We start from the raw sequence: 26,002 nt of genomic DNA on the forward strand, positions 1-26,002 counted from the left end.
CCTCGGGAGACTGCACGCATGCACACTTCACCCGCCGTCCGGATCGGCGCCCTCGCCCCGCTGACCCCGCCCGGCTGGGCCGAGGCGGGCCGGCACCTCCTCGCCGGCCTCGACCTGGCCGTACGCGACGCCAACGCGGCCGGCGGCATCGACGGGCGCCCGCTGGAACTGCTGGTCCGCGACACCGCGGCCGATCCGGCGCGGGCCGCGGCGGCCGTGGACGAACTGGCCGGCCTGGGCGTGGCCGCGCTGGCCGGCGAGTACCACAGCGTGGTGGCACGCGCGGCCGCCGCCCGGGCCGACGCCCTCGGCCTGCCGTTCCTCTGCTCGTCGGCGGTGCTCGACGCGCTCACCGACCACCCCACGGAGTGGGTGGCGCGCATCGCCCCACCCCAGTCGCGCGGCTGGCGGTTCTTCACGGACTTCCTCCTCGACCGGCTCGGCGCGGGCCGGCGCCGGATCGCCGTGGCGGCCGACCCCAGCGTCTACTGGGAGTCCGGCATCCGCATCCTGCGCGAGCACCTCGCCCGGTACGACGGCGAGGTCGTCGTCCTCGACGCGCGCGGCCTCGGCCCCGAGGGCGTGTGCGACGCGCTCGTCGCCCACGACGCTTCGGCCCTGCTGCTCCTCGTCGGCCACCCGGAGCCCGCGGTCCCCCTCGTCCGGGCCGTCCGCCGCGACGAACGCCTCGCCGGCATCCTCCTCGGCGCCCCGGCCGGTCAGCCCGAACTCCCTTCCTGGGCCTCGCTGCTGGGCGCGGACGGCGCCGGGATCCCCTTCCTGCGCTATCTGCCCGACCTTCCCGAAGGCCTCACCTCGCTCGGCGCTCGCGTGGCGGCGGCCCTGCGCGAACAGCTCGCCGAGGAGCCCTCGTTCGTGGCCTTCGAGGGGTACGACACGGGTGTCGTCCTCGCCGAACTCCTGCGCGCCCACGGCCCGGACCGGACCCGCCTCGCCCCGGCGGCCTGGGCGAAGGTCGCCGTCGAGGGCACCCGGGGCCCGATCCGCTTCTCCCGCGTGCCGGGCATCGGCGTCTGGCAGTGGGCCGGTGCGCCGATCCAGGTCGTCGACCGCGACCCGGCGGACCCCAGCCGCTTCCGGGTCCGCGTCCGCCACACGCTCTGATCGCCGAAATCCCCGTGCCTGGGCCGCCGTTGTCCTGTGATACTCCCCCGATGACCACCCTGCCTGCCGCCGCACTCGACTCGCTGTCCGGGCTCGCCTTCGGCGATGCCTTCGGTGACCGCTGGTTCGGCATCCTGCGCCGCGAGGGACCGGCGGCCCTGGAGACCCGGACCCCGCCCCCGGAGCCGCTGTGGCGCTGGAGCGACGACACCGCCCAGGCGCTCGTCCTCGTCCGGGAACTCGCCGAGGGCGCCGGCACCGTCGACCAGGACCGCCTCGCCCAGCGGCTCGCCGAGGCCTATTCCGCCGACACCCACCGCGGCTACGGGGCCTCGATGCACGACGTACTGCGCCGGATCGGCGCGGGCGAGGCGTGGCGTGAGGTGGTCGCCGGGCAGTTCGAGGGCATGGGGTCCTGGGGGAATGGAGCGGCCATGCGGGTGGCTCCGCTCGGCGCCTGGCTCGGCGACGACCTCGACGCCGTCGCCGAGCAGGCCGCCCGGCAGAGTGCCGTCTCGCACCACCACCCGGAGGCGGTCTCCGGGGCGGTGGCGGTCGCCGTCGCCGCCGCACTGGCCACCCGCAGCCGCGGGGCCACCGCCCCCGCGCGCCCGGACTTCCTCCACGCCGTCGCCGAACGGCTCCCCGTCGGCGACGTCCGGTCCGGCGTACGGATCGCGGCCCGGATGACCGCGCACACCTCCGTCCGGCACGCCGCCGAGGTCCTGGGCTCCGGTTACCGCATGTCGGGCCCCGACACCGTCCCGTACGCCCTCTGGTGCGCGGCGACCCACCTCGACGACCTCCACGAGGGCCTCTGGAGCACCGTCGCGGGCCGCGGCGACATCGACACCACCTGTGCCATCGCGGGCGGGATCATCGCCGCCCGCACCGGCGTCGCCGCCCTCCCGCCCGCCTGGCACGCGGCCCGCGAGCCGCTGCAGGTCGGCAATCCCTTGTGAGCTTCTCTTCAAACGGCCTGGCTTTCGCGGAAGTGCCGCTCGCCGGGAGACGGAAGTCCTGGCGATGCTCGGCCCCGTGACGACATTTGTACAAGACCGAGGGCCGGCAGCCCCGGCATCCTCCCGGGTATGGCTATCTACGACGGTAAGCATGTGCACGGGATGCACGTGGCCCACGACGGCCCGCGGGAGGCGCCGCCGCTCGTGCTCATCCACGGATCGGGGGCCTCGGGCAGCTGCTGGGGCCCGATAATGCCGGCACTGGCCGGCCGGTATCACGTCATCCGGATCGACCTCCCGGGCCACGGTCAGTCCCCCCCCGCGCCGTCGTACGACGTGCCTGAGCAGGCAGCCAGGCTGGCCGAGGCGCTCGATGAGCTCGGCCTTCGTGCGGTCACCGTGGCCGGGCACTCCAGCGGCGGTTACATCGCCACCGCCCTCGCCGAACAGCGCCCGGACCTGGTGGGTTCGCTCGCACTGATCAGCACTGGCCCGAGTCCCGACGCGCTCCTTCCGCAGCCCGTCTTCCTTCGGGCCCTGATCGAGCCGCCGCTCGGCCCGCTTCTATGGAGGGTCCGTTCCGACGCGATGCTCCGCCGGGGGGTGACCGCGGTGTGCAACCGCCCGGTGGACGTCCCGAACGACCTGGTCGCCGACGTACGGGGCATCGGTTACCGCACGTTCAGGACGGTGCTGCGCCACAACAGCGCGTACATCGCCGAGCGGAGCGTACCCGCGCGCCTGACCGCACTCGACGTCCCGGTTCTGGTGATCTTCGGCGCTGCCGACCCCCGCTGGGATCCGTCTTCGGCGCACCACTACGACACGGTGCCGAACGCGCGAGTCGAGCAGCTGCCCGACGTCGGGCACTTCCCCATGCTCGAAGCGCCGCAGACGACCAGCGAGTTGCTGCTGCACTTCGCAGCGACGGGCCGCTGACACCCATCGCCTAGCCTGGTGCTGTGAAGTCCGCCGAATCACCACCTGACTGGGCGTCGGTGGAGGTCGTCGTGCCCCGGCAACCGGGTCGGCTGCCGGGAGTCAGCATGGCTGGGTTCCGCCAGCGCGCTCCGGCGCGCGTGGATATCGCCATGGTCGTGCACCCCTCAGTCACTCTGTTCGTGGACCTGAGCGACGGAGACAGCCTTGTCCACGACGCCCACGGCCGGCGCGGATGCGGCAGCACGGTCGTTGGACTGGCACCGGGCGACCTTCGGCTCGGGGGCCGGGCGGCCGGGGGGGATCGAGTGCCTCCAGATCCGGTTGTCGCCGGTCCTGGCGGTTGCGGTGTTCGGAGCATCGACCGACCTCAGCGGGACGGTGGTCTCCTTGGAGGATGTCTGGGGCCGCGATGCCGGGAGAACCGAGGAGAGGCTGCGGGCCGCCGCGTCGTGGGACGAGCGGTTCACGATCGCAGCGGATGCCCTTGGCCGACGGATGAGCGCCCGCCCGTCGCTCGATCCAGAGGTCGCCGCTGCCTGGTGGCTGATGCGCACCGGCCGGGGACGGGTGCGCGTCGACAGCCTTGCGAGCGAGGTGGGATGGAGCCGTCAGCGCCTGTGGTCCCGCTTCCGGTCCCAGATCGGCCTCACGCCCAAGCACGCCGCCCGGCTGGTGCGCTTCGATCACGCCGCCCATCTCCTCGCGGCGGGTAACACCGCCGCCCAGGTGGCGGCCGAAGGCGGCTACGTCGATCAGGCCCACCTCCACCGCGAGGTCAAAGCGTTCACCGGGGTGACACCCACCGCCGTAGCCGCTGCGCCGTGGCTCGCCATCGATGACGTCGCGTGGCCGACCTCGTTCGCGGACCTGACACCGTCGACGTCTCCGATCCATCAGGTTCCGGCGAAGTGAGCTGAGATCCCACGAGAGACGAGGCATCGTCTCTCAGCCCGTGCCCGGCCGGATGACCGTCAGCGGCGGACGCGGGGCATGCCCAGGCCGATCCAGGAGATGATCTCGCGCTGGATCTCGTTGTTGCCGCCGCCGAAGGTGAAGATGACGGCGGAGCGGTAGCCGCGTTCGAGTTCGCCGTGGAGGACCGCGCCGGCGGAGCCCTCCTTGAGTGCGCCGGCCGCGCCGGTGACCTCCATGAGGGCGGCGTAGGCGTCGCGGCGGGCCTCGGAGCCGTAGACCTTGACGGCGGAGGCGTCCTGGGGGGTGAGGGTGCCGTGCTGGACGGCGTTCACCATCTGCCAGTTGAGGAGTTTCATCGCGTCGAGGCGGGCGTGGGTGCGGGCCAGGGTGCGGCGGACCCAGCCGAGGTCGAGGACGCGACGGCCGTCGGCGAGTTTGGTGTCGGCGGCCCAGCGCTGGACGTCGTGGAGGGCGCGAATGGCCATGGTGCCGTGGGCGGCGAGCGTGACGCGCTCGTGGTTGAGCTGGTTGGTGATCAGCCGCCAGCCCTTGTTCTCCTCGCCGACCCGGCGCGAGCAGGGGACGCGGACGTTCTCGTAGTAGCTCGCGGTGGTGTCGTGGGAGGCGAGGGTGTTGATGAGGGTGCAGGAGTAGCCGGGGTCGCTGGTCGGCACCAGCAGCATGGTGATGCCCTTGTGCGGCGGGGCGGCCGGGTCGGTGCGGACGGCGAGCCAGACCCAGTCGGCGGTGTCGCCGTTGGTGGTCCAGATCTTCTGCCCGTCGACCGTGTAGTGCCCGGTGATCTCGTCGCCCTCGCGGACGGCCCGGGTCTTGAGCGCGGCGAGGTCGGTGCCGGCGTCGGGCTCGCTGTAGCCGATCGCGAAGTCGATCTCGCCGGAGAGGATCTTCGGCAGGAAGGAGGCCTTCTGCTCGTCCGTGCCGAACTGCATGATCGTCGGCCCGACGGTGTTCAGGGCCATCAGCGGCAGCGGCACGCCGGCCTGGGCGGCCTCGTCGAAGAAGATGAACTGTTCCATCGGGGTCAGGCCGCGCCCGCCGTACTCGGTGGGCCAGCCGACCCCCAGCCAGCCGTCGGCGCCGAGCCGGCGCACGGTCTCGCGGTAGAAGCGCTTCTGGGAGGCGGGGTCGGCATACCGGGCGTGCACGTCCTCGGGGACCAGCTCGGCGAAGTACGCGCGCAGCTCGGCGCGGAGGCGGTGCTGGGCGGGCGTGTACTCGAGGTGCATGGCGTCTCCCGTGGCAGGTGGCTCCGCGCGGTGGTGCGCCACGGTAGAACGTGTTCCATAAATGCGGAAGGCCCGTGCGGGGCCGATCCCGGACGGGCCGATCCGGCACGGGCCCGTCTCGGACGGGCCGATGCCGGACGGGCCGATCCCGGACGGGCCGTTCCGCCGCCCCCGGGAGCGGGGGCCGAGCGCTCCTCAGGGGAGCAGCTCGTCCATGCAGGCCTGCCCCTTCTCCGCCATGCGCCGCTCGGCCCAGGCGATGTTCTTCGGATTCACGTCACGGCCGGACGCGAGGACGACGTCCTCGGCCGTGTACTCGCCCTCGGACCCCGCGTGGAGCAGCCGGTCGGGTGTCGGGCGGTCCCCCCCGACCCCCCGGGACGTCTTGTCGGTGTCACCGTTCATGCCGCGAGCCTCCTCTTCTGCAATGTTCTGCAGGCACTCGCCATTCTCGTGTCCCGGTCGCGCCCCCGCATCCGGGCCCGGTCCCGGGCCCGGGACCCGGTCGTGTCGGTCGCGTGTCGGCGGCGTGTCGGTCGCGGCCGGGAGTGTGGGGGCACGAGAACGCGAGCCCGCGGAGACCGTGGAGACCGTGGAGTCCGCGAGCCCGGAAAGGGAGCCCCCATGACGACACAACGCCGCGACACCGCCTTCCCCCTGCGCCGGGTGCGGGTGACGGGCGTCCGCGCGGTCACCCCGCGGATGGTACGGGTCACCCTCGGCGACCCGTCGCTGACCGGCGCGCCGCTCGACCGGCCCGACGCGCAGGTGAAGCTGTACTTCCCGCGCCCGGGGCAGCCGGAGCCGGAGCTGCCGTCGCCGGACCCGGGCGGGGACGTGATGCGCTGGTACGGGGCCTTCGCGGCGATCCCGGAGGAGCGGCGGCCGTGGATGCGGAGCTACACGGTCCGGGCGCACGACGCGGAGGCCGGGACCGTCGACATCGACTTCCACCTCCATGGGGGTGGTGGCGCGGACGGGCCGGCGACACGGTGGGCGCGGGGTGCGCGGGTCGGGGACGTACTGGGGATGTTCGGGCCGTCGGACCTGTTCGCCGCGCCCGTCGACCCGGGGTCCGGCGACTGGGCGCTGCTCGTCGCCGACGCCTGCGCGCTGCCCGCCCTGGCCACGGTCGTCCGGGCCCTGCCGCCCGGGCACCGGGCCGTCGCCTTCGTCCAGGTCGCCGGGCCGGAGGAGCGGCAGCCGCTGCCGACGGCCGGGGACCTGACCGTGCACTGGCTGTACGGGGAGGGGCCCGGGCCCGCGGTGTCGGCGGTACGGGCGGCGGGCGGGCTGCCGGCGGGCGCGCCGTACGCGTGGCTGGCCGGCGAGGCCGGGGCCGTACGGGCACTGCGGCGGCACCTGGTCGCGGAGCGCGGGACCGACCGGCGGGCCATCGACTTCGCCGGGTACTGGCGCCGCCGCCTCACTCAGGACGACGCGCCGACCCCGGAGGACCTGGCGGAGGCCCGGGAACGGCTCGCGCTGCACGCCGAGCGGGCTCCCGGACCCGCCGGGCCGCCTCCCGTACGGTGAGCGCCGCGCCCTCCTCGTACCGCACGGCGAACACCTCCGGCGCGAGGGCGGCGCGCAGGTCCCGCTCCGCGTGGGCGCGCACCGAGGTCTCGGTGGTGGCGGTGAGCGGGCGGATGCCCGCGCCGCCGGAGGTGCCGCGGTGGGCGTCGTACGCGCCGAGCAGCCGTGCGCCCTCCTCGGCGGCCCCGGATCCGGCGAGGGCCCAGGCGGCGGTGGCGAACTGGGTGACGATCAGACAGGGCGCCACGAGGTACGCCAGCGCCTCCATCTCCCGTACGGCGCCCGCGAGTCGTGCCTCGGCCTCCGCGTACCGTCCGTCGACGCAGTCGAGCCAGCCGCCGAGGCCGTTCAGCATGCCCTGGAAGAGTCCGGGGGTGATGTCGTTGAACTCCTGCTGCATGTGGTGGAGTTGGTCGCGGGCGGGACCGGTGCGCCCCGTGTTGCCGTAGTGCTGGGCGAGCAGCAGTCGGGCGGTGCTGACCGCCTCGACGCCCGACTCGCCGGACTCCGCGGCCGCTTCGACCAGCATCCGCTCGGCGGCCTCCCGCGCCGCCGGGTCCTCCGCCACCTCGGGGGTGCGGAGCCGTACGGCGGCGAGGAGCGCCCTGAACACGGGGATCTGCGAGCGGGCACCGAGGCGGGCGACCGCGTCGACGGCCCGCGCGAAGTCCGCGGCGGCCTCGGCGGTGCGCCCGGCCCGCTCATAGGTCTCGCCGCGCGCGGCCAGCGCCTCGGCGATCCCCCAGGAGTCCCCGGCCTCCTCGAACCGGGCCAGCGCCTCCTCCGCGTCGCGCTCCTGGCCGCCCAGCAGCTTGGCGCGCAGGAGAAGCGCGTACGCCAGATCCCAACCGGCGCCGTCGCCGTCACCCTCGCCGTGCGCGCGGGCGGCGGCGACCAGGGCGGCCAGCGTCTCGTCGAGGCCGGCGAACCGCCCCGTCATCAGCTGCGCGAAGAACCACATCGTCCCGGGATGCCGGGACACCTGCGGCAGCCCGGGCCGGTACGCGGCGATCACCGCGTCAAGGCGCGCCCGGGTCTCCGGCCGCTCCAGCGCAGTGGCCCCGGAACCGCCCTCCGTGGCGAGCGCGAGCAACCGCCCACCGCGCCGCGCCTCCCACAACCGCTCCCCCGTCCACGGCGGCGGCACATCCCAGCAGCGCCCCTCGAACGCCTCCGCGGGCCGCACCGGCGCCGCGAACGGGTCGGGCCCGAGCGCGGCAGCCGCCCGCGTCCAGCTCCGCGCGTCGTGATGATGGTTCCGCAACTGCCAGAACCAGCTCATCGCCTGCACAAGACACAGCGCCTCCTCCTCCGCCCCCACCCGCACGGCCGTGCGCAACGCCCCCCGCACGTTGTCATGCTCGACCTCCAATCGCGCGAGCGCCGACGCCTGCCCAGGCCCGCGCAGTTCCGGATCGGTGAGCCGGGCGAGCTCCCGATAGTGCACCAGGTGCCGCCGCTCGGCCGCGCCCCGGTCGCCCGCTTCGTCGAGCCGCTCGGCGGCGTACTCGGCGACGGTCTCCAGGAGGCGGTAGCGCATCCCGGCGTCGGTGGGCGTGGCGACGACGAGTGACTTGTCGACGAGGGAACCGAGGAGGTCGAGGACGTCGGCGGGGGTGGCGGCCGAGCCTCCGGCCGGCGCCTTCGGCGCCTCCGCGCAGACCGCCTCCGCCGCTTCCAGGTCGCAGCCGCCCGTGAAGACGGACAGGCGGCGCAGGACGGCGCGTTCGGGGGCGGTGAGGAGGTCCCAGGACCAGTCGACGACCGCGCGGAGGGTCTGCTGGCGGGGCAGGACGGTGCGGGCGCCGGAGGTGAGGAGGCGGAAGCGGTCGTCGAGGCGGTCGGCGATCTGGCGGGGGGTGAGCATGCGGAGGCGGGCGGCGGCGAGTTCGATGGCCAGGGGGAGGCCGTCGAGGCGGCGGACGATCTCCGCCGCGGCGTCCCGGTCGTCGTCGACCGTGAAGCCCGGGCGGGCCGCCGCGCCGCGGTCGGCGAAGAGCCGCAGCGCGGTCTCCTCCGGCAGCGGGCCCAGCGGCCGCAGCACCTCCCCCGGCACACCCAGCGGCTCACGGCTCGTCGCGAGGACGGTGACACCCGGGCAGCGGGCAAGGAGGAGCGCGGCCAGTTCGGCCGCGGCGCCCACCAGGTGCTCGCAGTTGTCGAGGACCAGAAGCAGACGGCGGCGGGCGCAGTGGTCGACGAGGGTGGCAAGGGGGTTGTGGTCAGGGGCGTCCGGCAGGGTGGAGCCGCTCCAGATCTGGGTCTCGCGGGCTTCGAGGGCGGTGAGGACGGCCGCCGGAACGTCGGACTCCTCGCGTACGGCGGCGAGTTCGGCGAGATGGACCCGAACCTCCGCGACGGCGCCGGCGGCCGCCAGCGCGAGGCGGGTCTTGCCGACACCGCCGGGGCCGGTGAGGGTGACGAGCCGTGACCGGGTCAACTCCTGTGCCAGTTCGCGTAGTTCCTCGTCCCGGCCCAGGAAGGAGGTCAGCGGCATCGGGAGCGGCCGCCGGACCTCCGAGGGCGGGGTCGCAGGAGCAGCGGCCCCGCCACCGGCCAGCAACTCCGCGTACAGCCCGATGAGTTCCGACCCCGGTTCGGCGCCGAGGCGGTCGGCGAGTGTGCGGCGTACCGTCTCGTACGCCGCTAGGGCCTCCGCCGGGCGGCCCGCGGCGCGCAGGGCGCGGATCCGCAGCGCCTGCAGCGGCTCGTCGAGGGGGTGTTCGGCGGTGAGGGCGGCGAGCGGGGCGAGGGTGTCCTGCGCGTGGCCGAGGGCGACGTCCGCGGCGAGCCGGTCGCGCCGGGCGCGGTCGCGGCGCGCCTCGGCCCGTACGGCGAGCGGGTCGGCCGGGCGTCCGGGCAGATCGGCGAGGGCGGGGCCGTCCCAGAGCCCGAGGGCGAGGTCGAGCAGGTGCGCGGCACGCTCGGGGCGGGCGGCGGCCAGCTCCCGTACCGCCTCGTCGGCGAGCCGTTCGAAGCGGAAGAGGTCGATGTCGTCGGGGGCGGCGGCAAGGCGGTAGCCGCCGGGCGCGGAGGCGACGGCGTCCCGGCCGAGGGCCCGGCGCAGCCGCCCGACCAGGGCGTGCAGGGCGGAGATACGGTCCTCGTCGGTGTCGTCGGCCCACACCTGGGCGATGAGGGTGTCGGGGGCGACGGCCCGGCCGCCGGCCGCGGCCAGCGCGGTGAACAGGGCCCGGAGCCGGGCGCCCCTGAGCGGGGCGTCGTCGCCGTCGGCGCGCACGGCCCGGGCGGGGCCGAGGACGCGATAGGGGACGTGGTGGAGCGGGGCGGGGTCCGGGGGCGACTGCACCGGCCCATTCTGCCGAATCCGTCCGCGTGGCGCCGTCCGCGCCATGGCGTGCGCGGGGTGCCGGTTCGACAATGGGTGGGATGACCGATGAGGAGCGGAACAGGCGCAGCGGCGAGATCGGGCCGACCGAGCGCCTGGCCATGAACCGCACCGGCAGTTTCGACTGGGATCTCGACACCGGAACCATCGATGTCGACGACGCGGGGCTGCTGGTCTTCGGCGTGGCGCCGGACGCGTTCGACGGGCGGCCGTCGACGCTCGTACAGGATCTGGACCCGGCGGAACGGACGCGCCTGGAGCGGGTGATCCGGGACGCGATCACCGGCGGCCGGTCCTCGTACACGGCCCATGTGCGCCTGGAGCGGGCCGACGGTACACCCCAATGGACGCATGTGCAGGCGCGGATCCTGCGCCGGGATTCGGGGATGGCGCACCGGATCGTGGGGATCGTGCGGGACGCGACGGCCGAGGTGACGCACTCGGCGTTCGTGCTCGATCTGGAGAAGCGGCGCGAGGCGCAGACGACGATCGTGGAGCGTACGACGCACGCGCTGTCGCGGGCGGTGACCGTGGACGACGTGACGGCCGCGCTGACCGGGCCCGGCGGGCTCGCGCGGCTCGGCGCGGAGGGTCTTGCGCTCGGTCTGGTGGAGCACGGTTCGCTCAATCTCATCGCGCTGACCGGGGAATCCCTGGAGGCGTTCGAGGACTTCCGCAGCCGCCGGCTCGACCGGGGGCTGCCGCTCGCGGAGACGGTGCTGAGCGGCCGGCCGCGGTTCGTGCCCTCGTTCCTCAGCCTCGCGCAGGACTTCCCGGAGCTGGCCCCGTACGTGAACCGCATGCCGTTCCGGTCGGCCTGCTATCTGCCGCTGGTGGCGCAGGCCCGGTCGCTGGGCGGGATGGCGCTGTTCTACCGGCGCCGCAGCACCTTCAACGCCGACGAGCGCAATCTGCTGCTCGGTCTCGCGGCGATCGTGGCGCAGTCGCTGCAGCGGGCGATCCTCTTCGACGAGGAACGGGAGCTGGCGACGGGGCTGCAGGCCACGATGCTGCCGCGGCGGATCCCGGAGATCACCGGCGGCGAGATCGCGGTGCGCTATCACGCGGCGTGGAGCGGTCGGCAGGTCGGCGGCGACTGGTACGACGTGATCCCGCTGCCGCGCGGCCGGGTCGGCGTCGTGGTGGGCGACGTGCAGGGCCACGACACGCACGCCGCCGCGATCATGGGGCAGCTGCGGATCGCGCTGCGGGCGTACGCGGGCGAGGGCCACGCCCCGTCCACGGTCCTGGCCCGGGCCTCCCGCTTCCTCGCGGAGCTGGACACCAACCGCTTCGCGACCTGCACCTACGCACAGGTGGATCTGGCCGGGGGCACGGTGCGCGGGGTGCGGGCCGGGCATCTGGGGCCGCTGATCCGGCACACCGACGGGCGGGTGGGACGGCCGAAGCTGCGCGGCGGGCTGCCGCTGGGCCTGGCGACGGTCTTCGGCGACGAGGAGTTCCCGGAGACCCGGCTCGACCTGGTGCCGGGCGAGACGCTGGTGCTGTGCACGGACGGTCTGGTCGAGCAGCCCGGCACGGACATCGAGACGGGGCTGGCGGCGCTCGCGGAGGCGGTGGGCAGCGGGCCGCCGCAGGCGGAGGCGCTGGCCGACCATCTGTCGGAGCGGCTGTGGGAGCGGTGGGGTTCGGGCGACGACGTGGCGCTGCTTGTGCTGCGGCGCAGCCCGGACCCGGGCACGCCGAAGGCGCCGCGCATCCACCAGTACATCCACCAGGCCGACCCGCAGGGCCTGTCGGACGCGCGGGCGGCGGTGGGGCAGGCGCTTGTGGACTGGGGCATGCCCGAACTCGCCGACGACGCCGAGCTGTTGACGGGCGAGCTGCTGGTGAACGTGCTGCTGCACACGGAGGGCGGCGCGGTACTCACCCTGGAGGTGCTGCCCGAACCGGTGCGCCGGGTACGCCTGTCGGTGCAGGACCGGTCGAGCGCCTGGCCGCGCCGCCGCACGCCCGGCGAGGCGGCGACCTCGGGACGCGGGCTGCTCCTGATGGACGCGATCGCCTCGCGGTGGGGCGTGGAGCCGCGTGGTGAGGGCAAGGCGGTCTGGTGCGAGATCGGGCCGGGCGCGGCGAACGGCAACGGAAACAGGCACGCGAGCGGGAACGGAAACGGGAACGAAAGCCGTACGGCGAACGGTGCCACGGGCGGCCGGTAGCGGGCCCGGGCGAGCGGAGGGCGGTGCGGGCGATGGACCCGGTGGCGGCGCTGGAACGGATCGCGTTCCTCCTGGAACGTTCACAGGCCCCGACCTATCGGGTACGGGCCTTCCGCACCGCGTCCGCCGCCGTCACCGCCCTCGGTGCGGAGGCGACCGCGGCACGCGCGGCGGCCGGCACCCTGGAGTCGGTCAAGGGCATCGGCCCGAAGACGGCGGCCGTGGTGCGCGAGGCGCTCGCCGGGCGGGTGCCCGAGTACCTGGAGCGCCTGGAGCGGGAGATCCCGGTGCCCGAGGCACAGGGCGGCGAGACGCTGCGGGCGGCGCTGCGCGGCGACTGCCACGTCCATTCGGACTGGTCGGACGGCGGCTCCACCATCGAGGACATGGGCCGCACCGCGGCCCGCATCGGCCACGCGTGGACGGTCCTCACGGACCACTCCCCCAGTCTGAAGGTCGCCCGCGGGCTCTCCCCGGACCGCCTGCGGGAGCAACTCGACGTGGTGGCCCGCCTCAACGAGGAGTGGGCGCCCTTCCGCCTCCTCACCGGCATCGAGTGCGACATCCTGGAGGACGGCTCCCTCGACCAGGAGCCCGAGCTCCTCGGCCGGCTCGACCTGGTCGTCGGCTCGGTGCACTCCAAGCTCCGCATGGACTCCCGCGCCATGACGCGGCGCATGGAACGCGCCGTCCGCAACCCCCTGTTGGACGTCCTCGGCCACTGCACGGGCCGTCTGGTGAGCGGCGGCCGGCTGCGCCCCGAGTCGGATTTCGATGCGGAGCGGATCTTCGCCGCCTGCGCGGAGTCCGGCACGGCCGTCGAGATCAACAGCCGCCCCGAACGCCTCGACCCGCCACGGCGGTTGCTGCGCCGGGCGGTCGCCGCCGGTGTCCACTTCGCGATCGACACGGACGCCCACGCCCCGGGCCAGCTGGAGTGGCAGATCCTCGGCTGCGCGCGGGCGGAGGAGTGCGGGGTGCCCGCGGAGCGGGTCATCAACACATGGGACGTGGAGGCGCTGTTGGCGTGGACGCGGGAGTGACGGCGGACCCCGCCCGGGCAGGAACGTACGGTCCGTCAGGCGCTCAGGCGCGCTGCCAGACCGTGGTGACGTTGCAGAACTCGCGGATGCCGTGGCCGGAGAGCTCCCGCCCGTAGCCCGAGCGCTTGACGCCGCCGAAGGGCAGGGCGGGGTGGGAGGCGGTCATGCCGTTGACGAAGACGCCGCCCGCCTCCAGGTCCCGTACGAAGAAGGCGATGTCCTCGTCCCGGCGGGTCCAGACGTTGGAACTCAGCCCGAAGGGAGAGTCGTTGGCGACGGTGACTGCCTCCTCGATGTCGGCGACCGGGTAGAGGGTGGCGACCGGGCCGAAGGTCTCCTCGCGGTGGACGCGCATCTCGGGGGTGATGGCGGTGAGGACGGTGGGGCGGTAGAACCAGCCGCGGGGCAGCTCGGGCGGGCGGCCGCCGCCGCACAGGACGGTGGCGCCCTTGTTCACGGCGTCGTCGACGAGGGCTTCGAGGTCGGTGCGGCCCTGCTCGGTGGCGAGCGGGCCGACGTCGGTGTCGTCGTCGAGGGGGTCGCCGACGGTGAGGGAGTTCATGGCGGCGGTGAAGCGCTCGGCGAAGTCGTCGTAGACGTCCCGGTGGACGATGAAGCGCTTGGCGGCGATGCAGGACTGCCCGTTGTTCTGTACGCGCGCGGTGACCGCGGTCTTCACGGCGCGGGGCAGATCGGCGGAGGGCATGACGATGTACGGGTCGCTGCCGCCGAGCTCCAGGACGGTCTTCTTGACCTCGTCGCCGGCGATGGCGGCGACGGAGCGGCCGGCGGGCTCGCTGCCGGTGAGGGTCGCGGCGGCGATCCGCGGGTCGCGCAGGACGCCCTCGACGGCGCCGGCGCCGATCAGGAGGGTCTGGAAGCAGCCGTCGGGGAAGCCGGCGCGGTGGAAGAGGTTGCCGAGGTAGAGGGCGGTCTGCGGCACGTTGGAGGCGTGCTTGAGCAGACCGGTGTTGCCGGCCATGAGCGCGGGCGCGGCGAACCGGATGACCTGCCAGAGCGGGAAGTTCCACGGCATGACGGCGAGGACGGTGCCGAGCGGCCGGTAGTGCACCCGGGCGCGGTCGGCGCCGGAGTCCTGGACGTCGTGGTCGGCGGGGTGCTCGTCGGCGAGCAGCGCCTCGGCGTGGTCGGCGTACCAGCGCATGGTCCTGGCGCACTTGGCGGCCTCGGCGCGGGCGGCGACGATCGGTTTGCCCATCTCGGTCGTCATGGTGCGGGCGATGTCCTCGGCGTCCTCGTCGAGGAGCGACGCGGCGGCCCGCATCAGCCGGGCGCGCTCGGCGAAGGGGGTGGTGCGGTACTGGCGGTACGCCTCGTGGGCGGCGTCGATCCGGCGCTCGACCTCGGCGGGCCCGTGGGCCTCGTACGTCCGCAGCGTCTCGCCGGTCGCCGGGTTCACGGTGGCGATGCCCATGTCGTCTCCTCCTGAGCTGGAGTCCCGCGCGCGAATCTCCCCACCCGTCACGCTTGCGCGGCCGGGCGCGGGCCGCAAATCGGGGCGGGGCGGCGGGGTGACCGCCGGACCGGCTCCGGGGGCCGCCGCTCCCGCCCGCCGCCGTCTCCCGCGGCTGCTCAGCCGCTGCTCAGTGCCCGGTCAGCGGCCTGCGACCCAGCGCAGGGCGCCGTCGAGGTGGGCACGGAAGACGGGGTCCGCGTACGCCTCGGTGGCGTGGCCGAGCGCGGTGAAGAGGATCCGTCCGTGGCCGGGCGCCGCCTCGCGGCACCACACCAGGGGGTGGTCGGCGCCGAGGGTACCGCCCTCGTAAGTGGTCTCGTCGGCGCCGGCAAGGACGTGGACGCCCGCGTCCCGCGGGTGGCTGCTGTACTCGTACCACTCGTCGGTGCGGTCCCAGCGCTCCGGCAGCGGGGCGGTCGCCGGGTGGGCGGGGTCCTCGACGAGGACGGTGCCGGGCTGGAGCGGCGGGTGGCCGGTGAAGCGGGTGCCGAGGAGTTCGCCGTAGAACGGCCAGTCGGGTTCGGCGTTGGCGGCGGCGTGCACGACGAGGAGCCCGCCCCCGCCCCGTACGTACGCCTCGAAGGCGGCCCGGCCCGCGTCGGTGAGGACGGTGCCGGTGGTGGAGAGCAGCACGACGGCGGCACAGCGGGCGAGCCGGCCGGGGGCGAAGGCGGCGGGGTCCTCGGTGGTCTCGGGGGCGAGGCCGGCGGCGGTGGCGAGTTCGGCGAGCGCGGCGGCGCCGGCGGGGATGGAGTCGTGGCGGTAGCCGGCGGTACGGGCGTAGACGAGGACGTCCGTGGCGGTGCTGCGGGGCACGTGGGCCCTCCCCCTGGTGGCGTGGTGGTCGCGTGGTGTGCGGCCGGGGCCGGTAAAGCCCGACCCGGCGCGGCCCGGTCCGGCCCGGAAAGCGCTTGCCGCACGGCCGGACCGTAGCCAGCGAAAAGCGCGCGACGCAAGGCCGGCCGCCACGGCAGACTGCGGCGATGGACCTCCTGCCCCGGCCGCGCCGCGCCCTCGCCCATGTCTCCGCCCTGGCCACCGGCGCCGTGGCCGCGCCCGCGCCGCGCGTGACGCTCAACTTCCACCCCACCTTCCTCGACCGGCTGGCCGAGGACGGCGTGTACCGCTCCCAGTTCGTCACCGGCACCAGCAACGGCGGGCTGACCGCGCACCCCGGCGGGGACCGGTGGCGGTGGGAGAGCCGGATCTTCGGCGGCGCGTACGACGCCGCCCCGGCGCACGAGCGCCCCGTGTACGGCGCGCTCGACCACCGGGGCCGCCCCTACGGAGCCGCGCCGCGCTTCGGCTCGGCGCATCTGCGGCTGACCGCCGGCACGCTGGCCCGCACCACCTTCTGCTACCCGGACAGCGTCCTCGAACCGACGGACTTCGGCGTCGCCGAGCGCACGGCCGCCCTGATCGCGCTGGCCCTCGCCGACGACCAGGACGCGCTCGACGACTACGTCGAGGCCCAGGTGCACGGCCCGGTCGAGCTCGGCCGGGACGTGGAGGCCCTTGTCCTCGACCCGTCCTTCCGCGGTACGGAGGTGGAGGCCGCCGCCCGCGCGCTGCCGTGCCCGGTGGAGTGGCACGGCGGCTTCCGGCTGACGGTCGACGAACTGCGCCGGCACCCCGGCTACCGCGGCCCCGAGTTCGTCGAACTGGGCGCCGCGATCGCCGAGGACGGCCGGCTCGACCCGCGCATCGTCCAGTCGGCCGCCGAGTCGGGCCGGCACGACCGGCAGGCGGTGAAGCGGGTCTGGCACCTGCTCGCCCGGTTCGGGGCGCCGGAGACCGAGGAGGCGACCCGCTAGGCGGCGATGCGCCCCTGGTCACCCGTGTGGTCCGTGTGGTCCGTGTGCTCCTGCCGGTGGGCCTGATCGGCCCGGACCAGGGTGCAGACACCGTCGACGCATTCGCGCCGCAGACGGTCGCGGGAGAGCGTCTGCACCAGGCCGACCGCCCAGCAGGTCGGGCAGCCGCGGAAGGCGATCAGGCTCAGCGGGGCCGCGAGCAGCACGAGCGGGCCGAGCGTGGGCACCAGGGCGATCGGTACGGCGATCAGGCCGAGGCCGAGGGCGCCGCGGGCCAGGTGGCGCGGGACGGAGCTGCTCGCGTAGCTGCGCTCCGCCGGCTTCGCCGGGGTGGGGGTGCGGGTGGGGGTGGTGGTCACGGGCGTCGTCCTCCTTCACGGAGCGCTTCACGGTGTGATGCAGGGTGTGCTTCACGGGGCGGGGCGAGGGAGCCGCGCAGGGTCGTACGGGCCCGGTGCAGCCGGGACTTCATGGCCGGGGTGGTCAGGCCGAGGGCGCGGGCGACGGTCTTGCCCGGCAGACCCTGGAGGTCGCGCAGGATCAGGACCCGCCGCAGGTCCTCGGGCAGGGCGCCGATCGCGGCCGCGATCCGCTCCACCTCAAGGGCCTGCAGCGCCGCCTCCTCGGCCGACGGCTCGGCGCACTCCTCCGGTTCGGACGGCGGCAGCTCGCCGCGCCGGGCGAGCTGCCGCACCTGCCGGAGGCATTCGTGCCGCACGATCCGGAACATCCAGGAGGCGAGCGCGCCCGTGGCCCGCAGGGTGCCGATCTTCCGGTAGAGGACGATCAGCGCCTCCTGCGCCGCGTCCTCCGCGTCCTGCGGCGAGGCGCAGAGCGTCCGGGCGAACTTCCGTACGTGCGGCTGCGATTCCCTGACGACCGTGGTGAGCGAACCGACGTCGCCGTCCTGGGCGGCCCTGATCAGGCGCTCGTCGGGCCAGCTGTAGGCCGCTCTGCTCATGTCTTCCCCATCCCCCTCGCGCTCCGGATCGGCGTCATCGGTTCGCACGCTTCCTGCGCTGCGTCAGGTGCCAGGTGCAGGCCCCCATGAGCAGAACGCCGATCACCACGATGCCCGCGATCATCATCTGCTTTTCTCCGTCCTCCGGGCCGGCCCGAGCGGCCGGCTGTGTGGACAAGAGGCGGGCGGACCCGAAAAGGATTCACCGGGGTTCTACGGGCGGTCAGGCGCCGTCCCGCGCGGCGCCGCCCTCCGGCCGGGTGAGGGCTGCGAGGAGCGGGGCCAGGAAGTCCCGTTCGAGGGTGCCGGGCGGCAGGGCGTCGGGTTCGACATAGCTCTGCGCGAGGCCGCCCTCGCGCAGGGCGACCACGAGCCGGGCGAACCGGTCGGTGTCCACGGTGAGTTCGCGTCCCGAGCGGCGTACGACGAGCTCGATGCCACGGGCGAGTTCGGCGCGCAGCCGGGCGTCGTGCCGGGCGAGCGCCCGGGCGGCCTGCGGGTCGCGGATGGCGTGCAGGGTGAATTCCATGCTCACCAGGTACCAGTCGCGTTCGTCCGGCTCGACCCGCGAGGCGAGTTCGGCGAGCTGTTCCAGGGTGTAGTCCTCGGGCGCGAGCGTGTCGATCTCTTCGGCGAGGCGGCGCACGATCCGTTCGCCGTGCTCGTCGAAGAGGGCGAGGAAGAGCTCTTCCTTGCTGGCGAAGTTCGAGTAGTAGGCGCCGCGCGTGAAGCCGGCACGCTCACAGATCTGCTCGATGGACGTCGCGTGGAAGCCGTGCTCGGCGAAGGTCTCCAGGGCCGCCCGCAACAGGGCCGCGCGGGTGCGCGGCCGGCGCTTGGTGACACCTTTCGGCACGGGTGCTTCCTCCTTCTCGAGCCCTTCTCGGGACCTTCTCGGGACCTTCTCGGGACCGTGTGCGCCCCGCCCCGGGCCGGTCGGCCGCCCACGATACCGGCGCGGCTCCGCACGGCCGCTCGGGGCTCGTGCCCCCGGTGCTCGCCCGGGCACGCGGCGGCCCGCGACGTTAAGATTCACGCATGGGACAGCGGCCCGTCGCACCCGCGGCACCCGAGCTGGTCCTCGAGATCGACGGGGACGCGACCGTGATGAACCCGGGCCGCGTCTATCGCATCGGGCGCGACCCCACCAGTGACTTCGTCCTCGCCGACGCCCGGACGTCCTGGCACCACGCGGTGCTGCGGGCGGTGGGCGACCACTGGACCCTGGAGGACGAGGGCAGCACCAACGGCACCTTCGCCGACGACCGCCGGGTGGCGCTGAGCGCCGTCGGCCCGGGCACGGTCATCCGCTTCGGGCACCCGGCCGACGGCCCCCGCGCGCGGCTGCTCCCCGCCGCTCACCCGGCGCCCGAGCCGCCGCCCCCGGCCGCGCCGCCCCCGGCGCCCCCGCCGCCCGCACCCGTGCCGGAGCCCGCGCCCGTACCCGTATCCGAGCCCGCTCTCCCACCCGTACCGCCCGAGGAGCACCGGCCCGACGTGCCGGCCGCGGCTCCCCCGCGTCCGTCCTCCGTCTCGTACCCCGCCCTGACCGGCACCTTCCGGCAGCCGACGTCCGTACGTCCGCTCCCCACCCGCAGCATCCGGATCGGCCGGGCGCCCGACAACGACCTGGTGGTGGACGATCTGACGGTCTCCCGCCGGCATGCCGAGCTGCGGGCGGCGCCGGACGGCACGTACTGGATCCAGGACCTCGGCAGTCACAACGGCACCTTCCTGAACGGGCGCCGCGTGGCGGAGGCCCGGGTGACGGCGGAGGACATCGTCGGGATCGGGCACTGCGCGTTCTGTCTGATCGGCGGGAACCTGGTCGAGTTCACCGACACCGGCGAGGTCTCGCTGGACGTGCAGGAGCTGGCGGTGACCGTCGACCACGGCCGGAAGACCCTGCTCGACGGCGTGTCGTTCCCGGTGGGGCAGAAGTGCCTGCTCGCCGTCGTCGGCCCGTCCGGGGCGGGCAAGTCGACCCTGCTCGGCGCGCTGACCGGGCAGCGGCCGGCCGACCGGGGCACCGTGCTCTACGACGGCCGCGACCTCTACCGGGACTACGCCGAGCTGCGCCAGCGCATCGGCCTGGTCCCGCAGGACGACATCCTGCACCTCCAGCTCACCGTCCGGCGCGCCCTCGCGTACGCCGCCGAGCTGCGCTTCCCCGAGGACACCGCGCCCGCCGAGCGGCGCGCCCGGGTCGACGAGGTGATCCGCGAACTGGGTCTGGAGGAGCGGGCCGAGCAGCCGATCCACAGTCTGTCCGGCGGCCAGCGCAAGCGGGTGAGCGTGGCGCTCGAACTGCTCACCAAGCCCTCCTTGCTCTTCCTCGACGAGCCGACCTCCGGGCTGGACCCGGGCATGGACCGCTCGGTGATGCACATGCTGCGCGGGCTCGCGGACGACGGGCGGACGGTCGTGGTCGTCACCCACAGCGTGCTCAGCCTGGATGTCTGCGACCGGCTGCTCGTGCTCGCGCCGGGCGGGCGGGTCGCCTACTACGGCCCGCCCGGCGACACCCTGGACTTCTTCGGGTTCGCGCAGTGGCCGGAGGCCTTCGAGGCCTTCGAGAACGACCGCGAGCGCGACTGGGCGGGCCGCTTCCGGTCCTCGCGCTTCCACCGGCAGTACATCGAGGACCCCTCGGTCCGGCCGCCCGCACCGGGCCCGGGTGCCGGAGGCGGGGAGCCGCGGACGCCGGAGCCGCCGCCGAAGGCGCAGAGCTGGGGCGCCCAGCTCCGTACCCTCGTCCGGCGGTACGCGGCGGCGCTCTCCGCCGACCGCACCTTCCTGGCCATCATGGTGGCGCTGCCGTTCGTCATGGGCGCGATGGCGCGGGCCCTCTCGGAGGGCAGCCTCAACCCCGAGTCGACGCTGAACGTGCTGCTCATCCTGTGCGTCGGCGGCGTCCTGACGGGCGCGGCGAACGCGGTGCGCGAGCTGGTCAAGGAGCGGACGATCTACCGCCGCGAGAGAGCCGTCGGCCTGTCGCGCTCCGCGTATCTGATGTCCAAGGTCGTTGTCCTCGGCACGATCACCGTCGTGCAGGCGGTGGTGCTGACCCTGGTGGCGCTGATCGGGGTGCCGCTGAACGTGCCGGGCGGCAAGGGCGTGCTGATGCCCCCGCTCGTCGAGATCACCCTGGCCGTGGCACTGCTGGCGTTCACGGCCATGATGCTCGGCCTGTTCGTCTCCGCCCTGGTGCGCAAGGAGGAGGTGACGATGCCGCTGCTCGTCCTCCTCGCCATCGTGCAGGTGGTGTTCTGCGGCGCGCTACTGAACGTGCGCGGTACGCCGGTCCTGGAGCAGCTGGCCTGGCTGGTGCCGTCGCGGTGGGCGTTCGCGGCGATGGGCGCGACGATCGACATCGGCAAGACGGTGCCGGGCGAGAAGACGGCCGATCCGCTGATGGCCCACACGGTGGGCGCGTGGCTCTTCGACATGGGCATGCTGGTGGTGCTGTGTGTCGTCCTCGGTGTCGTGGTGTCGCGGCTGCTGCGCCGGCACGAGCCGGTCGTGATGCGCCGGTAGGGAGCAGAGGTAGGGATCCGTGGTGGCTGTGGACGGGATGCCGGAGTACGGGGCGGCGGGCGCCCCGGGCGCCGAGGAGGGCGTGCCGGACTTCCGGCCCACGCATGTGGTGCCGGGCGACGGACTGCCGGCCTGGGAGGCGCCTGATCCGGCGGTGCCGACGCAGTCCCTCGACGCGTATCTGCCGGTGCGGCTGACCGCGCGGGTCGGCGACTGGGGCCAGGTGCTGTGCTCCAACGGCTGGTCGGCGTGGGTGGACGCGCGGCTGCTCGTCTCCGTACCGGTCGATCCGCCGGCCGCGGGCCGTCCGCCGGCCCGTACCGCCGATCCCCGGCCGCTGATGGCCCGGGCCGAGGACGCCCTCGGACGCTACCGGCGGGCGGCGGAGGAGCTCGCGGCGGGCGGGGCGGACGGGGAGACCTTCCGGACCCGGACCCGGGGGCTGCGCGTGGGCATGGTCGTGGACGGCGAGTCGCTGTGGCTGTACGACGCGGAGCACGAGCGCTGGGTCTACTGCGACGGCACCGGTCTGAGCACCTACGCCGCGTCGTCCACCCCGTCGGCGGCGGCTGCTGCGGCGGCGCCCGGTCTCGGGCACGAGCCGACGCAGGTGGTGCCGCAGCTCCGCCAGGACGGGCCGGAGGAAGGCCCTCCGGAGGCACCGGCCCCGGCCCCGGAGCCCACGCGGGTCGTCGCACCGCCGCCGCCCCAGGCGGCGGACGGGCCGAAGCCGGGTGAGGGCTGATGGCGCAGGAGCACCGCGATACGGCCCCCGGCACCGAGGCGCATCCCGCCACCCATCCCGGCCTGCCGGCCGCCGGCCGGGACTCGGGGCTGCTCGGCAAGCGGATCGCGGGCTATCTGGTGGAGGAGGAGATCGGGCGCGGCGGCATGGCCGTGGTGTACCGGGCCTTCGACGTACGCCTTGAGCGCACGGTGGCGCTGAAGCTGCTCGCCCCGGAGCTGGCCCGCAACGACACCTTCCGCAAGCGCTTCGCGCACGAGTCGCGGGTCGCCGCGGCGATCGACCATCCGCATATCGTGCCGGTCTTCGAGGCGGGCGAGACGGAGGGGGTGCTGTACATCGCGATGCGCTACGTGCCCGGCCAGGACCTGCGGGCCCTGCTCGACCGGGAGGGCCCCCTGGAGCCGGTGGCGGCGGGCCGGATCGCCGCGCAGGTGGCCTCGGCGCTCGACGCGGCGCACGCTCACGACCTGGTGCACCGGGACGTGAAGCCGGGCAACATCCTGGTGGCCGAGGGCACCGACCGCGACCATCCGGAGCACGTCTATCTGACCGACTTCGGCCTGACGAAGAAGTCCCTGTCCCTGACGGGGTTCACCACCGTCGGGCAGTTCGTGGGCACGCTCGACTACGTGGCCCCGGAACAGATCTCGGGCAAGCCGGTGGACGGCCGCTGCGACGTCTACAGCCTGGGCTGTGTGGTCTTCGAGACCCTGACCGGGGTGCCGCCGTTCCGCAGGGACGACGACATGGCCCTGCTGTGGGCCCACCAGTACGACCCGCCGCCGCCGCTCTCGGAGGAGCGGAAGGGCCTGCCGGAGGCGGCGGACGGGATCTTCGCCCGCGCCCTTGCGAAGGCCCCCGAGGAGCGGTACGGCACCTGTCTGGAGTTCGTCGCGGAACTGCGGGCGGCCCTGGAGCGCGGCGAGCGCACGCGGAGCCCGTACCGGGGCGGCAGCGAGGAACGCCCGGTGAGCCCGCCACCGGAGCCGCCGGAGTGGGCGCGGCCGGTGTTCAAGTCCCTGGGGGCGTAGCCCCCGGGGCGAGGCGAGGCCTCAGTCCTCGGTGGATTCCTCGGTGGCCTTGGTGACCGGCACTTCGCCGTGCCGCCGCACCCGGGTGGCCAGGAAGCCGCCGATGATGCCCGCGACCATGCCCCACAGCACGGCGAGGCCGAACATCGCCCAGATGTGGGGGCGCAGGATCACCTCGGCGCCGAGGGCGCCCAGGTCGCCGATGCCGAGGATCGACAGGCCGAAGCGGGCTTCGACGAGGGTGAGCGGCATGACCACCAGGACGGCGAGGCCGAAGGCGACGCCGAGGTGGAGGCCGTGCTGCCAGGGCTTGACGCCGGCCGGGGAGCGGACGGCCATGACGAAGGCGGCGCCGAGGATCAGGACGGCGGCGACCGGAAGCAGCCACCAGGCGCGGGCGTCGTAGGAGGCGAGGGAGCCGAGGTCGACGGTGGACAGGTCCTTGCCGCCGTCGCCGCCGCGCAGGACGGAGTCGAGGATCTGCGGCATGGGCAGGCCGAAGGGGCCTTCGGCGCGGCCGTCCCAGGCTCCGCCGATGCCGACGCCGAGGGCCAGCCAGGCGATGTTGGGCAGGCCGAGGAGGAGCACGGCGAAGGTCTCGGCGGTGTGCCCCTTGGTGGCGGCGACGACCAGGCCGATGACGAGGGCGACGCCCACGTAGGCGAGGAGCAGGAGCAGCACGGCGGAGGCGGCGGGGCGGATGGCCTGGTGGCGGCGGACGTAGCGGGTGGGCAGCGGGGAGCTGCGGGAGACCAGGAGGGCGACGACGAGGACGCCGAGGATCCAGAGGAGGCCGTAGAAGAGGGTGGGGCCGACGTCGGTGGTGAAGCCCACCTTGGGGTTGGCGGCGTCCAGGAGGTCCTTGAAGAGGTCTCCGAGGTCGCCGAGGTCCCCGGTGTCCTCCGTGGTGCCGCCGCTGAGGCTGATCGGGAAGTCGTGCCGGGCGAGGGCGGAGAGCCCGCCGAGCGCGGCCAGCCAGAGCAGGACGGTGGGGACGGCGAGGGCGAGGAGCGCGCGGGCGGGGGCGACGGCGTGGTGGCGCAGCGGGCGCAGGAACACGGCGCCGGTGACGAGTGCGCCCACCAGGGTGACGGAGAGCGGCATGGCGGTGAGTTCGGCCTGGGTGCCGGCGAGGTCGCCGGCGTCGCCGGAGAGGGCGACCTGCCCGCCCGCCGCCATGACCACGACGGCGGCGAGGACGGCGACGAACGCGCCGGTGCCGCCGGGCAGATCGGCCGCGCCGGCGGCCCACAGGCCGAGGCCGGCGGTGACGCCCATCGCGAGGACGCCCGCGACGACGGCCGCGAGGGCCCACAGGGCGCCACGGGCCAGCTGACCGGTGGCGTCGGAGGGCGCGGCCTGGCGGGGTGGGGTGGGGAGCCGATTACTCACGGTGCCCACGCTAATGCCGACGGGGGCCGTCCGCTTGCGGGCGGCCCCTCATCGGCGCACACAATAGGCGCGGAACGGAAGAAAGGGAAAAACGTGACTTCCCACCCGCCGTCCGGCCAGCCTTCGGTACCTCCCACCGGCCCGCCCTCGGGGCCCCTCTCGGGCCCCTCGACGCGCCCCGGCCAGACCGCTCCCCCGACACCGCCTCCGCCCACGCCTCCGCCGGGCGGCGGTGGCGGCGGAGGTGGCGGGGGCGGCTCCGGCGGCGGTGATTCCGGCGGTACGGGCGGGGGCGCGCCGAGCGGCGGGGGCGGCGGCGGTCCGTGGTACCGCTCCATCCCCAAGGTCGCCTCGCTGACGGCCGTCGTGGTGGCGGCCGTGGCCCTGGTCGTCGTCCTCACGCAGAGCGGCGGCGACAAGTCGAACCAGGGCGGCGGTGCGGGCGGCGGCGAGGTGTTCCTGCAGAACACCTCGGCGAGCGGCCCCGATCCCTTCACCCGCTCCACCGCCCGCACGGGCGGCGCCACCGTCTCGCCGCCCGCGCTACCCAGCGAGACCGGCGGGGACCCCAACGCGACGCGCAGCGTGACCGGTTCGACCCCGGGCCTGTACGGCGGCACGCACCGCACCGCGGCCTGCGACGTGGAGCAGCAGATCCGCTTCCTCGGCGAGGAGCCCGCCAAGAACGCGGCCTTCGCCTCTGTCGTCGGCGTCTCCGCCAACGAAGTCCCGGGCTTCCTGCGCTCCCTGACGTCGGTTCAGCTCCGGGTGGACACCCGGGTCACCAACCACGGCTTCAGCGGCGGCAAGGCGGCCCCGTTCCAGTCGGTGCTGCAGGCGGGCACCGCGGTCCTGGTGGACGACCACGGGGTGCCGCGGGTGCGCTGCGCGTGCGGAAACCCGCTGACCCCGCCGGTGGCGCAGAAGTCGCCGAAGCCGGTCGGCCAGGCCTGGTCGGGCTACCGCGCGAACAATGTCGTGTACGTGCAGCCCTCGGTGACCGTGATCAACGTCTTCGTGATCTACGACCCGAACACCGACCGCTGGATCGCCCGCAAGCCGGGCGACTCGGGCAAGCACGACCACCACACCACTCCCCCGCCGCAGCCCACGCCGACCCCGTCGAAGTCTCCCTCGACGTCGACCTCGCCGTCGTCGCCGGTGCCGTGCGTGACGGTGACGGGTACGCAGACGCCGACGCCGAGCGGTGGCGTCACGCCCTCGCCGTGCCCGTCGACGCTCACCCCGACCTCGCCGACCCCGTCCACGTCGACGCCGACCCCCTCGACCTCGCCCCCCTCGTCGCCGGCGACGCCTTCGTCGCCCACGGAGTCGACGGCCTCGGAGTCGACCCCGGCCACCGACCTGACCTCGGACGGCGCCACCACCGACGGCGGCACGACCGACGGCTCCGCGAGCGCCTCGGCGAGCCTGTCGCCGAGTGTGTCCTCCTCCGCGCCGCCGGCGCCGGGCGCACCCGGCCGTCAGCCGCTGATCTGAGCGGGCGCCGCGCAGCTCTCCGGCCCGGATCTTGCGGCGCTACGGGCGTACCGCCGCAGGGTCCGGGCTCCTGCGCGGGCGCGGCGGCGGATGCGCAGTGACCGGAGCCGGGCTCCGAGGGCCCACGGTTCGGCGATCCGCTCCTCGGTCCGCCGCTGCCAGGTCCTTTCGTCGCGATCGGTGAAGTGCTCGGTGAAGTGTCCGGACATGTTCCACGCTCCTTCCCCAGGGCCATCAGGCCAC

The 26,002-nt window shown here is 74.6% G+C and carries 21 protein-coding genes and 1 pseudogene; 12 read left to right on the forward strand and 10 right to left on the reverse strand.

Features of this window, described 5'->3' with window-relative positions:
• The first annotated feature begins 18 nt into the window (after window positions 1-18).
• From JAO84_RS01635 to JAO84_RS01650, 4 genes and pseudogenes are all read left to right on the forward strand, one after another.
• On the forward strand, window positions 19-1,125 hold the full coding sequence (locus JAO84_RS01635) for an ABC transporter substrate-binding protein (protein ID WP_370409696.1): 1,107 nt from the start codon (window positions 19-21) through the stop codon (window positions 1,123-1,125).
• A 50-nt stretch (window positions 1,126-1,175) separates the two neighbouring features.
• Window positions 1,176-2,087, forward strand: coding sequence for an ADP-ribosylglycohydrolase family protein (locus JAO84_RS01640; protein WP_370409697.1), 912 nt, complete (start codon window positions 1,176-1,178; stop codon window positions 2,085-2,087).
• Between the two features lie 129 nt (window positions 2,088-2,216).
• Window positions 2,217-3,026, forward strand: coding sequence for an alpha/beta fold hydrolase (locus tag JAO84_RS01645; protein ID WP_370409699.1), 810 nt, complete (start codon window positions 2,217-2,219; stop codon window positions 3,024-3,026).
• Window positions 3,027-3,133: 107 nt separating this feature from the next.
• Window positions 3,134-3,941: pseudogene (locus JAO84_RS01650) on the forward strand (helix-turn-helix domain-containing protein).
• Window positions 3,942-4,000: 59 nt separating this feature from the next.
• Here JAO84_RS01650 and JAO84_RS01655 read toward each other — a convergent pair.
• Together JAO84_RS01655 and JAO84_RS01660 are read right to left on the reverse strand one after the other, a co-directional pair.
• Window positions 4,001-5,191: an acyl-CoA dehydrogenase family protein gene (locus JAO84_RS01655; RefSeq protein WP_370409701.1), complete on the reverse strand. Its 1,191-nt coding sequence runs from the start codon at window positions 5,189-5,191 to the stop codon at window positions 4,001-4,003.
• A 195-nt stretch (window positions 5,192-5,386) separates the two neighbouring features.
• Window positions 5,387-5,596 carry a hypothetical protein gene (locus JAO84_RS01660; protein WP_265864188.1) on the reverse strand — a complete coding sequence of 70 codons (210 nt, stop codon included), beginning with the start codon at window positions 5,594-5,596 and terminating at the stop codon, window positions 5,387-5,389.
• Between the two features lie 219 nt (window positions 5,597-5,815).
• On the opposite strand from JAO84_RS01660, the gene JAO84_RS01665 reads away from it, so the two are divergent.
• Window positions 5,816-6,727 carry a siderophore-interacting protein gene (locus JAO84_RS01665; RefSeq protein ID WP_370409703.1) on the forward strand — a complete coding sequence of 304 codons (912 nt, stop codon included), beginning with the start codon at window positions 5,816-5,818 and terminating at the stop codon, window positions 6,725-6,727.
• Here JAO84_RS01665 and JAO84_RS01670 read toward each other — a convergent pair.
• The gene (locus tag JAO84_RS01670; RefSeq protein ID WP_370416624.1) at window positions 6,618-10,082 is read right to left on the reverse strand and encodes a BTAD domain-containing putative transcriptional regulator; all 3,465 of its coding nucleotides are present in this window, start codon (window positions 10,080-10,082) and stop codon (window positions 6,618-6,620) included. The genes JAO84_RS01665 and JAO84_RS01670 overlap by 110 nt on opposite strands.
• 35 nt (window positions 10,083-10,117) lie before the next feature.
• Here JAO84_RS01670 and JAO84_RS01675 point away from each other — a divergent pair, with 35 nt between their 5' ends.
• Window positions 10,118-12,256 (forward strand): SpoIIE family protein phosphatase, encoded by a 2,139-nt coding sequence (locus tag JAO84_RS01675; protein WP_370409705.1) that lies wholly within the window; start codon window positions 10,118-10,120, stop codon window positions 12,254-12,256.
• A gap of 32 nt (window positions 12,257-12,288) precedes the next feature.
• Complete coding sequence (locus JAO84_RS01680) at window positions 12,289-13,299, forward strand: PHP domain-containing protein (RefSeq protein ID WP_370409707.1); 1,011 nt, start codon at window positions 12,289-12,291, stop codon at window positions 13,297-13,299.
• Window positions 13,300-13,342: 43 nt separating this feature from the next.
• Here the strand turns inward: JAO84_RS01680 and JAO84_RS01685 are convergent, their stop codons facing one another.
• The gene (locus tag JAO84_RS01685) at window positions 13,343-14,734 is read right to left on the reverse strand and encodes an NADP-dependent succinic semialdehyde dehydrogenase (RefSeq protein WP_370409709.1); all 1,392 of its coding nucleotides are present in this window, start codon (window positions 14,732-14,734) and stop codon (window positions 13,343-13,345) included.
• A 180-nt stretch (window positions 14,735-14,914) separates the two neighbouring features.
• On the reverse strand, window positions 14,915-15,592 hold the full coding sequence (locus JAO84_RS01690) for a ThuA domain-containing protein (protein WP_370409711.1): 678 nt from the start codon (window positions 15,590-15,592) through the stop codon (window positions 14,915-14,917).
• 167 nt (window positions 15,593-15,759) lie between these two features.
• On the opposite strand from JAO84_RS01690, the gene JAO84_RS01695 reads away from it, so the two are divergent.
• On the forward strand, window positions 15,760-16,590 hold the full coding sequence (locus JAO84_RS01695; protein ID WP_370409713.1) for a DUF3626 domain-containing protein: 831 nt from the start codon (window positions 15,760-15,762) through the stop codon (window positions 16,588-16,590).
• Here JAO84_RS01695 and JAO84_RS01700 read toward each other — a convergent pair.
• From JAO84_RS01700 to JAO84_RS01710, 3 genes are all read right to left on the reverse strand, one after another.
• Entirely contained in the window at window positions 16,587-16,949 is a 363-nt protein-coding gene (locus JAO84_RS01700; RefSeq protein ID WP_370409715.1) for a hypothetical protein, read from the reverse strand. The two genes, JAO84_RS01695 and JAO84_RS01700, sit on opposite strands and share 4 nt — an antisense overlap.
• Entirely contained in the window at window positions 16,946-17,551 is a 606-nt protein-coding gene (locus tag JAO84_RS01705; protein ID WP_370409716.1) for an RNA polymerase sigma factor, read from the reverse strand. Before JAO84_RS01705 ends, JAO84_RS01700 begins: the two co-directional genes overlap by 4 nt.
• A gap of 223 nt (window positions 17,552-17,774) precedes the next feature.
• Window positions 17,775-18,407: a TetR/AcrR family transcriptional regulator gene (locus JAO84_RS01710; protein WP_370409717.1), complete on the reverse strand. Its 633-nt coding sequence runs from the start codon at window positions 18,405-18,407 to the stop codon at window positions 17,775-17,777.
• A gap of 182 nt (window positions 18,408-18,589) precedes the next feature.
• On the opposite strand from JAO84_RS01710, the gene JAO84_RS01715 reads away from it, so the two are divergent.
• From JAO84_RS01715 to JAO84_RS01725, 3 genes are read left to right on the forward strand one after another with little or no spacing between them, the layout of a single operon-like run.
• The gene (locus JAO84_RS01715) at window positions 18,590-21,088 is read left to right on the forward strand and encodes an FHA domain-containing protein (protein WP_370409718.1); all 2,499 of its coding nucleotides are present in this window, start codon (window positions 18,590-18,592) and stop codon (window positions 21,086-21,088) included.
• Between the two features lie 37 nt (window positions 21,089-21,125).
• A complete protein-coding gene (locus JAO84_RS01720; protein WP_370416625.1) occupies window positions 21,126-21,833 on the forward strand; it encodes a hypothetical protein in 708 nt (235 codons plus the stop codon).
• The gene (locus tag JAO84_RS01725) at window positions 21,833-22,867 is read left to right on the forward strand and encodes a serine/threonine-protein kinase (RefSeq protein WP_370409719.1); all 1,035 of its coding nucleotides are present in this window, start codon (window positions 21,833-21,835) and stop codon (window positions 22,865-22,867) included. Before JAO84_RS01720 ends, JAO84_RS01725 begins: the two co-directional genes overlap by 1 nt.
• A gap of 21 nt (window positions 22,868-22,888) precedes the next feature.
• On the opposite strand, the gene JAO84_RS01730 is transcribed toward JAO84_RS01725, so the two are convergent.
• Window positions 22,889-24,259 (reverse strand): streptophobe family protein, encoded by a 1,371-nt coding sequence (locus JAO84_RS01730; RefSeq protein ID WP_370409721.1) that lies wholly within the window; start codon window positions 24,257-24,259, stop codon window positions 22,889-22,891.
• Between the two features lie 93 nt (window positions 24,260-24,352).
• Here JAO84_RS01730 and JAO84_RS01735 point away from each other — a divergent pair, with 93 nt between their 5' ends.
• The gene (locus tag JAO84_RS01735; RefSeq protein ID WP_370409722.1) at window positions 24,353-25,759 is read left to right on the forward strand and encodes a DUF6777 domain-containing protein; all 1,407 of its coding nucleotides are present in this window, start codon (window positions 24,353-24,355) and stop codon (window positions 25,757-25,759) included.
• On the opposite strand, the gene JAO84_RS01740 is transcribed toward JAO84_RS01735, so the two are convergent.
• Complete coding sequence (locus tag JAO84_RS01740; RefSeq protein WP_370409723.1) at window positions 25,744-25,968, reverse strand: hypothetical protein; 225 nt, start codon at window positions 25,966-25,968, stop codon at window positions 25,744-25,746. The two genes, JAO84_RS01735 and JAO84_RS01740, sit on opposite strands and share 16 nt — an antisense overlap.
• Window positions 25,969-26,002 lie beyond the last annotated feature (34 nt).

Source organism: Streptomyces fradiae, assembly GCF_041270065.1.
Lineage (GTDB): Bacteria > Actinomycetota > Actinomycetes > Streptomycetales > Streptomycetaceae > Streptomyces.